Genomic DNA, 9,620 nt, shown 5'->3' on the forward strand with positions numbered 1-9,620 from the left:
GGCTTCACCGTTTCGACGTTCTCGGTACGCAGCTGCTCGAGCTTCGCACCCTCGACGTCGATATCGGGCACGACGCGGTCGAGCCACTTCGGCATCCACCACGCCCACTTGCCCATGATCACCAGCAGCGCGGGCACCACGACCATGCGAACGATGAACGCGTCGATCGCCACACCGGCGGCCAGCGCGAAACCGAACGACTTGGCGGTGACGTCGGTCTCCAGGATGAAGGAGCCGAACACCGAGATCATGATGATCGCGGCCGAGGTCACCACGCGGGCACCGTGGTGGTAACCGGCGACCATCGCGTCCTTGGCCGACTTGCCGTGCACGAATTCCTCGCGCATACGGGTTACCAGGAACACCTGGTAGTCCATGGCCAAGCCGAAGACCAAGCCGATCAACATGATCGGCAGGAAGCTGACCAGCGGCTGCGGATCTTCGATCAGGCCGAACTTGCCCTGCTGGAAGATCAGCACCGTCGCACCGAAGGTGGCGCCCATCGACAAAAGGAAGCCGAGTGCGGCGGTGAGCGGGACCAGGATCGAGCGGAACACCAGGATCAGCAGGATGAACGCGGCACCGGCCACGATCGCCAGGTACGGCAGGATCTTGCTGAGCAGTACATGGTCGACATCGGCGTAGATGGCGGTGGTGCCGGTGATGCCGTACTCCATGCCGTACTGCGCGTTCAGATCCGCTTCCGCGCCACGCGCTTCGGCGACCAGATCCTTGGTGTCCTGGTTGTTCGGACCGGACTTCGGGACACCGTTGAGCATGGCGCCCTGGTTGTCCTTGCTCCACATCGGCTCGGTGACGTAATCCATGCCCTCGTAGGACTCGAGCTTGGCGCGCAGCGCGCCGACGGCGGCCTCGCGCTCACCCTCGGGCGTCGCACTCAGGTCAGCGGCCACCATGAGCACACCGTTGCTGCCCTCGCCGAAGCCTTCGGTCCGCAGGTCGTAGGCCTTACGGATGGTGGAGGTCTTCGGCATGCTGTCGTCACCGGGCAGGCCGAGGTTCAGGCCGGCGGCGGGCGCGGCGAGCGCGCCGAGCACGATCACCGACAGGATCAGCGCGACCCACGGCGCCTTGGCGATCAGCTTGGCGAAACGCTGGCCGTTGGTGACCGAGGTGTCGTCGTCGGGATCGTGCTGCGCCACGATCGGCAGCTTCGGCTTGAACAGCGACTTGCCGAAGGCGCCCATCAGCGCCGGCATCAAGGTGACGGCGGTGAGCACGGCGAACGCGGCGGCGATGGCGCCACCCAGACCCATGAAGGTCAGGAATTCCACGCCGACGATGCCGAGCGCGCCGAGCGCGATGATGACGGTGAGACCGGCGAACACCACGGCCGAACCGGCGGTACCGAGCGCGGTACCCGCGGCTTCTTCGGCCGAATCACGCACGGCCAGTTCGTGTTTGTACCGGGAGACGATGAACAGCGCGTAGTCGATCGACAGCGCGATACCGATCATCGAGGCCAGGAAGGTGGTGAAGCCGGGCACCTCCATCACCGAGGTGCCGAGCATGATCAGCGAGGTCGCCGCGCCGAGGCCGACGATGGCGGTGATGATGGGCACGACCGCGGCGACGATGGCGCCGAAGGCCACCACCATCACGATCAGCGCGACACCCATGCCGATCAGTTCGGACTTGCCGCTCGGCTGTTCCTGCTTCATCGCGATCGAGCCGCTGAGTTCGACGGTCAGCCCGGCGTTGCGGGCTTCGGCGCCGACCTCGAAGGCGGTGTCGCGCTCGGCGTCGGTCACGTCGGTGACGGCCTTGATGGTGAACGGGACGCTGAGCACGCCGACGGTGCCGGGTGCGGTCTCGCTCAGCACGTTGAGCGGGGCCGACGAACACTTCGACGGGTCAGGGGCGGCGAGGCAGCCCATCTCCTCGGTGGCCGCGATGGGGCTGGCCAGCTTCTTCTCGTGATCGACGATCGACAGATCGTTGAGCTTGGCGATGAACGCGTCGATCGCGGCCCGGTTGGCCGGGTCGGTGAGCTTCTGCCCCTCCGGCGCGCCGATCACGTAGGTGCCGGTGACGGCATCCATCGAGAACTGCTCCGACATGCCTTCGAAGTGCTTGTCGAGGATCTCGTTGGCGCGGGCCGACGGGAGCTCGGGCATGCTGAAGTCGTTGGACATCGGCTTGCTCAGGGTGGCGCCGAGGCCGCCGAGCAGCACGAACAGCAGTAGCCAGACCGGCAGGACAATCCATTTACGGCGGAAAGCGAACTTTCCCCATCTGTACAGGTATACGGACACGCGTGTGCTCCTAGCGCGAAGAACGGGTGGGTGGCATGGCTCGTAGACAGCACTCGCGGGCCACCCCTGCGGGACCCGCCTCCACAACATCGTTTTCTGCCTACCGTGCGGTAGGTAGACTACCTAGTGGATAAGTGGAGGAGCAACCTCAATATTGGGGGCGCCGGATCTGTCACACCGAATCATGGGAGGATTGCCGCCATGCCCGCCCGAGACATCGCCGACACCGTCACCGCAGGTGGGGGTACTAAACAGGCGATCCGCGACGCCGCGGTACAGCTGTTCGCCGCCAAGGGTTTCGAACAGACGAGCCTGCGCGAGGTAGCGGATGTGGTGGGAATCACGAAGGCTTCGCTCTATTACCACTACGCGTCGAAGCTCGATCTGCTTCTGGCGATCATCGATCCGATCATCGATCACATGCGCGACATCGTCGAGGACATCGAGGCCGTTCCCTACAACGACGAGGGCATTCGCGCGGTCCTGCGCACCTACCTGCGCGGCATGATCCGCCATCGCGACGCGGGGGCGCTCTGCGTGCGCGACACCGCGGCCATCGTCAACGCCATCGCCGATCGCTATCCCGACCTGATGGAACCCACCCGTGAGCTGCGGCTGTGGCTGGCCGGGCCCGATCCGACCCAGAACTCGATGCTGCGTGCCGCCGCCGCCATCGAGGTGCTCGGAGTGGCGCTGCTGTCCTCGGAGCTGGCACCGGGCGCCACCGACGAGCTGGTCGAGAAGACTCTCCTCGACGCGGCAACCTGCGTACTGACCGGCTGTATCAATTCGGCGTGAGCGGGCGGCCCGCGTGGTGACGCTTCGCTACCGCCTCCGACCGCTGACCGCTCGATCCAGGAGCACCGCGTAAGTTCGACACCGTGCATATCACCGCCAGGGTCGATTACGCGGTGCGAACGCTGCTCGAGCTCGCCGCGGCCGACGGAGTCGTCAAGTCCGAGGCCATCGCCGCCGCCGCGCAGATCCCACCGAAGGTGCTGGAGACGGTGCTGGCCGAACTGCGTCGCGCCGAGCTCGTGCTGAGCAGGCGCGGGCCCGACGGCGGGTATCGCCTCGGCAGGCCCGCGACCGAGATCTCGGTGGCCGATGTGATCCGCGCCGTGGAGTCGCCGCTGGCGTCGGTGCGCGGGCAGCGGCCCGAAGATGTGCGGTATCCGGGCGCGGCGGAACCGCTGCAGCAGGTATGGATCGCGCTGCGGGTCAATATTCGAGCCGTGCTGGAGAACGTCTCCATCGCCGACGTCGCCACCGACCGGCTGCCCGGTTTCATCGGTGAACTGGTCGCCGACCCCGGCGCCTGGGTGCGTCGCGAGCCGCGTACACCCGCAGGCACATGAAGTTGTCCACAGGCTGAGAGTTGTCCACAGGGCAGGTAAAAGTGCTCGGCGCTGCTCACCCGCGCGCTGTAGCCTTCGACCATCATGTTGATCACCCTGCTGCGGACCTACCTGGCCCCGTACCGCGCCCAGCTGGCGGGTGTCCTCGTACTCCAGCTGATCTCGGTTATCGCGATGCTCTACCTGCCCAGCCTCAATGCCGATCTGATCGACGACGGTGTCACCAAGGGCGACATCGGTTTCATCTGGACCACCGGTCTGTGGATGCTCGCGGTGAGCTGCGTGCAGATCGTGGCCTCGGCCGCGTCGGTGTACTTCGGCGCGCAGGCGGCGATGGGCGCCGGTCGCGACATGCGCGGTGGCGTGCTGCACCGGGTGGAGACGTTCTCGGCCAGAGAGGTGGGGATGTTCGGCGCGCCGTCGCTGATCACCCGCTCGACCAACGACATTCAGCAGGTCCAGCTGCTCATCGTGATGTCGGTGACGATCCTGGTGATGGCGCCGATCATGTGCGTCGGTGGCGTCATCATGGCGCTGCGCGAGGATCTCGGGCTCTCGTGGTTGCTGCTGATCGCGGTGCCCGCCCTCGCCCTCTCCATGGGCACGATCGTGGCCAGGATGGTGCCGGGGTTCCGGCAGATGCAGGAACGCATCGACGGAGTCAACCGCGTGCTGCGCGAGCAGATCACCGGTATCAGGGTGGTCCGCGCGTTCGTGCGCGAGCGGCAGGAGATCTGGCGCTTCGGGATGGCCAACACCGCGCTCACCGACGCGTCGCTGCGCGTCGGCAAGCTGATGGCGCTGATGTTCCCGACCGTGATGTTGATCAGTAATCTCACCGCTGTCGGCGTGATCTGGTTCGGCGGTCACCATGTGGACAACGGCACGATGCAGATCGGCTCGCTCACCGCGATGCTGTCCTACGTCATGCAGATCCTGATGGCCGTCATGATGGCCTCGTTCCTGGCGATGATGGCCCCGCGCGCGGCCGTCTCCGCCGATCGGATCGGCGCGGTGCTCGAGACCGAGTCCTCGGTGCGCCCGCCGCGGTTGCCGCAGTCGTTCAAGGGCGACCAGGCCACGGTCGACCTGCAGTTCGCGGAATTCGCCTACCCCGGCGCGGAGAAGCCGGTGTTGCGCGGTATCCGATTCCAGGTGTCGCCCGGTACCACCACTGCCGTCGTCGGTTCCACCGGCGCGGGCAAGACCACGCTGATCAACCTGATCCCGCGTCTGATCGACGTCACCGACGGCGCGGTGTACGTCGGCGGCACCGATGTACGCCACCTCGACCTCGAACTTCTGCGTAGTGGGATCGGATTGGTGCCGCAGAAGGCCTATCTGTTCTCCGGCACCATCGCGACCAACCTGCGCTACGGCAACCCCGACGCCACCGACGACGAACTCTGGCACGCGCTAGAGGTCGCCCAGGCGGCCGACTTCGTGCGGGAGATGCCGCAGGGTCTCGACACTCCGGTGGCCCAGGGCGGCACCACGGTGTCGGGCGGTCAGCGTCAGCGGCTGTGTATCGCCCGCGCGCTGGTGCGCAGGCCGCGGATCTTCCTGTTCGACGATTCGTTCTCCGCGCTCGATGTCGCCACCGACGCCCGGCTGCGCGCCGCGCTCAAGCCCGAGACCGCCGACGCGTCGGTGATCATCGTGGCCCAGCGGATTCAGACGATTCGCGACGCCGACCAGATCGTCGTCCTCGAAGACGGTGCGATGGCCGGCATCGGAACCCATGACCAATTGATGCAGCGCTGCTCGGAGTACCGCGAGATCGTCGAGTCCCAGCTGAGCGTGGAGGAAGCCCGATGAGGCCAGGTGGACCCGTTCCCGGAGCGCCGGGAACGAAGGCCAAGTCGTTCCGTCCGTCGCTGAAGCGACTGGTGAGCAGGCTGGCCCCCGAGAAGTTCACCGTCGGTGTGATCGTCGCGCTGGTGATCACTTCCGTGGTGCTCAATACGCTCGGCCCGTATCTGCTCGGCAGGGCGACGAACCTGGTGTTCGACGGCTTCGTGGGTAAGCAGCTCGAGCCAGGCCTCACCAAGGACCAGACCGTCGAGCTGCTACGCAGCCAGGGCGAGACCACCCGCGCCGACATGCTCTCGGCGATGAACGTGATCCCCGGTACCGGCATCGACTTCGACGCCGTCGGCCGCGTGCTGATGCTCGTGCTCGCGCTGTACGTGGCCGCCGCGATCTTCGGCTGGCTGCAGGGTTATCTGCTCAATATCGCCATCAACCGCACCGTGAAGCGGCTGCGCGACGAGGTGGAGCAGAAGCTGCACCGGCTGCCGCTGCGCTACTTCGACACCGCGCCGCGCGGTGACGTGCTCAGCCGCGTCACCAACGACGTCGACAATGTCTCGCAGAGCCTGCAGCAGACGATGAGCCAGCTGCTGGTCTCGCTGTTCACCGTGGTCGGCATCCTGATCATGATGTTCTGGATCTCGCCGCTGCTGGCACTGATCGCGCTGCTCACGGTGCCCGCCGCGATCGTGGTCACCGCGCAGATCGCCAAGCGGTCCAAGCCGCACTTCGTCAACCAGTGGAAATTCACCGGCGAGGTGAACTCCTCGGTGGAAGAGGCCTACACCGGCCACGAGATCATCACCGCGTTCGGCCGCGGCCGCGAGGTCGGCGAGGAGTTCGACAAGCGCAACGACAAGCTCTACGACGCGAGCTTCAAGGCGCAGTTCATCTCCGGCCTGATCATGCCCGCCATCATGTTCCTCGGGAACGTGAACTTCGTGTTCATCGCACTGGTCGGCGGGCTGCGGGTGGCCACCGGCAATCTGTCGCTCGGCGACGTGCAGGCGTTCATCCAGTACTCGCGCCAGTTCAGTCAGCCGCTCACCCAGATCGGTGCGATGGCGAACCTGCTGCAGTCCGGCGTCGCCTCGGCGGAGCGGATCTTCGAGATCCTCGACGCCGAGGAGCAGTCCCCCGATCCGGTGGTGGAGATCGCGCGCCCGGTGGATCGCGGGCGGGTGGAGTTCGAGGCGGTGTCCTTCGGTTACGACCCGGAAACCCCTGTCATCGAACGGCTTTCGCTGGTGGCCGATCCCGGCCACGTGGTCGCCATCGTCGGCCCGACCGGCGCGGGCAAGACCACGCTGGTGAACCTGCTGATGCGCTTCTACGAACTCGACGCGGGCACCATCGCCATCGACGACGTCGACATCACCACCATCACCCGCGACCACCTGCGCTCGCGCATCGGCATGGTGCTGCAGGACACCTGGCTGTTCAAGGGCACCATCCGCGAGAACATCGCCTACGGCAATCCGACGGCGCCGGAAGCCGACATCCAGGCCGCGGCCAGGGCGGCCTACGTCGACCGGTTCGTGCACTCGCTCCCCAACGGCTACGACACGGTCATCGACGAAGAGGGCGGCGGGGTGAGCGCGGGCGAGAAGCAGCTCATCACGATCGCCCGCGCGTTCCTGGCCAAGCCGTCGATCCTGATCCTGGACGAGGCGACGAGCTCGGTCGACACCCGCACCGAGTCGCTGGTCCAGCACGCCACCGCGGCCCTGCGCCGCGATCGCACCAGTTTCGTGATCGCGCATCGGCTTTCGACGATCCGGGACGCGGATCTGATCGTCGTGATGGACAAGGGGCGCATCGTCGAACACGGCACCCACGAGCGGCTGCTGGCCGAGCGCGGGCCCTACTACAACCTGTACAACGCCCAGTTCGCGGCCGCTCAGTAAGGCCCTGGCACGATGGGTCGGTGGCCGACAGCAGCGAGTTCTCCTTCGAAGTAGGCACCCGTCTGGACGGGGGCAGGCACGGCCGGACCGGAGTGATCTCCACCCCGCACGGCGAGATCGCCACGCCCGCTTTCATTCCGGTGGGAACGAAGGCTTCGGTGAAGGCCGTGCTGCCGGAGACGATGCGCGAGATCGGGGCGCAGGCGCTGCTGGCCAACGCCTACCACCTGTACTTGCAGCCCGGCGCCGACGTGGTCGACGAGGCGGGTGGGCTCGGGAAGTTCATGAACTGGCCGGGGCCCACCTTCACCGACAGCGGCGGATTCCAGGTGATGTCGCTGGGGGTCGGTTTCAAGAAGGTCCTCGCCATGGAGGCTGTGGACATCCGGTCCGATCAGGTGATCGCGGCGGGCAAGGAGCGCCTGGCCACCGTCGATGACGACGGGGTCACCTTCCGTTCGCACCTGGACGGTTCGAAGCATCGCTTCACACCCGAGGTGTCGATGGGCATCCAGCACGAACTCGGGGCCGACATCATGTTCGCCTTCGACGAGCTGACCACCTTGATGAATACCCGTGGCTATCAGGAGAAGTCGTTGCAGCGCACGCACGAGTGGGCGCAGCGATGCATCGACGAACACGAACGGCTCACCGCCGTGCGCGGGCATCGGCCGTATCAGGCTCTGTTTGCAGTGATCCAGGGTGCGCAGTACGAAGACCTGCGGCGCAAGGCTTGTCGTGAGCTCGAGTCGATCCGGGGCAGTGGTGGAACGGAATTCGACGGTTACGGCATCGGCGGAGCGCTGGAGAAGCACAATCTCGGCACGATCGTCGGGTGGTGCTGTGATGAGCTGCCCGAGGCCAAACCGCGCCACATGCTGGGAATCAGCGAGCCGGAGGACATGTTCACCGCGATCGAGAACGGGGCGGACACGTTCGACTGCGTCAATCCCTCGCGGGTGGCGCGCAATGCCGCGATCTATGTCGACGAGGGGCGGTTCAACATCAACACCGCCCGGTTCCGTCGCGACTTCACCCCGATCGACGAGAACTGTGACTGCTACACCTGCGCCCACTACACCCGCGCCTACCTGCATCACCTGTTCAAGGCCAAGGAAATGCTCTCGGCGACGCTGTGCACAATTCACAACGAGCGCTTCACGATTCGCCTCGTCGACCGGATCAGGGCCAGCATCGAGGGCGGCTACTTCGACGAGTTCAAGAAGGAGTTCCTGGGCCAGTGGCGGGGCCGGATCAAGGTGCCGGGGGAGTAGGCGGCGGACCTTCCGATCCGCCGCCCACCCTGCGGGCTAGTCGTGCAGCGCGTCGACCTTCGCCGGAGCGTAGGTCGGTTCGGTCTTCTTGAGGACGGCGATGACGCGGTAGGTGATCGGCATGACGAGCACCTCGCACAGGGTCTTCCACAGGAAGCCGACGATGACGTAGTTGATGAACGACTGCCAGGTGTTGATGCCGATGGCAGTAGCGGCGATCGAGCAGAAGATCAGGGTGTCGGCGAACTCGCCGACAACGGTGGAGCCGATCAGGCGAGCCCACAGGTGCTTTTCCTTGGTGCGCTCTTTGATCAGTACCAGGGTGGCCGAGTTCAGCAGCTGACCGACGAAGTAGCCGGCGAGACCGGCGAGCACCAGCTGAGGGGTGGTGCCGAGGACCGTGCGGAAGGCTTCCTGGTTCTCGTAGAAGCCCGCGGGGGGCAGCTTGATGGCGATGTAGAAGCAGGCGACGGTCAGCAGCAGCGCGGCGAAACCGGTGTAGATGGCGTGGCGGGTGGCGCGGAAGCCGTAGACCTCGCTGAGCACGTCGCCGAGGATGTAGGCCAGCGGGAACAGGAAGAAGGCGCCGTCGGTCGCGATCGGCAGGATCTGGATCGGGCCCAGCATCACCGAACTGTCGGTGAAGAACTCCACACCTTTGGTGGCGCAGATATTGGAGATGATCAGCGTCGCGGTGAACAGGGCGACGATTACCGGATAGAACCCCCGCGCAACCTGGGCGAATGCCGCATGTTCCGGCGCGGGGTGCCCAGATTCAGCTGGTTTGTCGAGCGAGTTTGTATCAGTCACGAGCCCCATTCTCCCAAGAAACACCCCGTCCACTACCCGGGCCCGCTAAACCCGATATGTCTCTACCCAAAGGGGCCCGCCCCGATCTGGACTGACCGGAGGGTGCGACGAAGGAGTACCCGTAGGGAGGGAAGATCGGGGCCTCCAGGGCCCCGCTCGAGCGCGCCAGCGCTCCAAAAACAC

Annotated in this window: 7 protein-coding genes; 5 read left to right on the plus strand and 2 right to left on the minus strand. The window is 65.8% G+C overall.

From position 1 onward, the window contains the following. On the minus strand, positions 1 to 2,276 hold a 2,276-nt coding region (locus ACFWF3_RS12515; protein ID WP_379313777.1), incomplete at its 3' end, for an MMPL family transporter. A 201-nt stretch (positions 2,277 to 2,477) separates the two neighbouring features. On the opposite strand from ACFWF3_RS12515, the gene ACFWF3_RS12520 reads away from it, so the two are divergent. From ACFWF3_RS12520 to tgt, 5 genes are all read left to right on the plus strand, one after another. Then, the gene (locus tag ACFWF3_RS12520) at positions 2,478 to 3,074 is read left to right on the plus strand and encodes a TetR/AcrR family transcriptional regulator (protein ID WP_379313779.1); all 597 of its coding nucleotides are present in this window, start codon (positions 2,478 to 2,480) and stop codon (positions 3,072 to 3,074) included. Positions 3,075 to 3,157: 83 nt separating this feature from the next. Then, complete coding sequence (locus ACFWF3_RS12525; protein ID WP_358102957.1) at positions 3,158 to 3,634, plus strand: Rrf2 family transcriptional regulator; 477 nt, start codon at positions 3,158 to 3,160, stop codon at positions 3,632 to 3,634. An 84-nt stretch (positions 3,635 to 3,718) separates the two neighbouring features. Further along, positions 3,719 to 5,452 (plus strand): ABC transporter ATP-binding protein, encoded by a 1,734-nt coding sequence (locus tag ACFWF3_RS12530; protein WP_378994454.1) that lies wholly within the window; start codon positions 3,719 to 3,721, stop codon positions 5,450 to 5,452. After that, positions 5,449 to 7,353 carry an ABC transporter ATP-binding protein gene (locus ACFWF3_RS12535; RefSeq protein ID WP_378994451.1) on the plus strand — a complete coding sequence of 635 codons (1,905 nt, stop codon included), beginning with the start codon at positions 5,449 to 5,451 and terminating at the stop codon, positions 7,351 to 7,353. The genes ACFWF3_RS12530 and ACFWF3_RS12535 overlap by 4 nt, the downstream gene beginning before the upstream one ends. 20 nt (positions 7,354 to 7,373) lie before the next feature. Next, positions 7,374 to 8,627 carry a tRNA guanosine(34) transglycosylase Tgt gene (gene tgt, locus ACFWF3_RS12540; RefSeq protein WP_378994448.1) on the plus strand — a complete coding sequence of 418 codons (1,254 nt, stop codon included), beginning with the start codon at positions 7,374 to 7,376 and terminating at the stop codon, positions 8,625 to 8,627. A 36-nt stretch (positions 8,628 to 8,663) separates the two neighbouring features. On the opposite strand, the gene ACFWF3_RS12545 is transcribed toward tgt, so the two are convergent. After that, positions 8,664 to 9,446 (minus strand): queuosine precursor transporter, encoded by a 783-nt coding sequence (locus tag ACFWF3_RS12545; protein ID WP_379313780.1) that lies wholly within the window; start codon positions 9,444 to 9,446, stop codon positions 8,664 to 8,666. Positions 9,447 to 9,620 lie beyond the last annotated feature (174 nt).

It is taken from the genome of Nocardia sp. NPDC060220 (genome assembly GCF_042727815.1).
Classification (GTDB): Bacteria; Actinomycetota; Actinomycetes; order Mycobacteriales; family Mycobacteriaceae; genus Nocardia.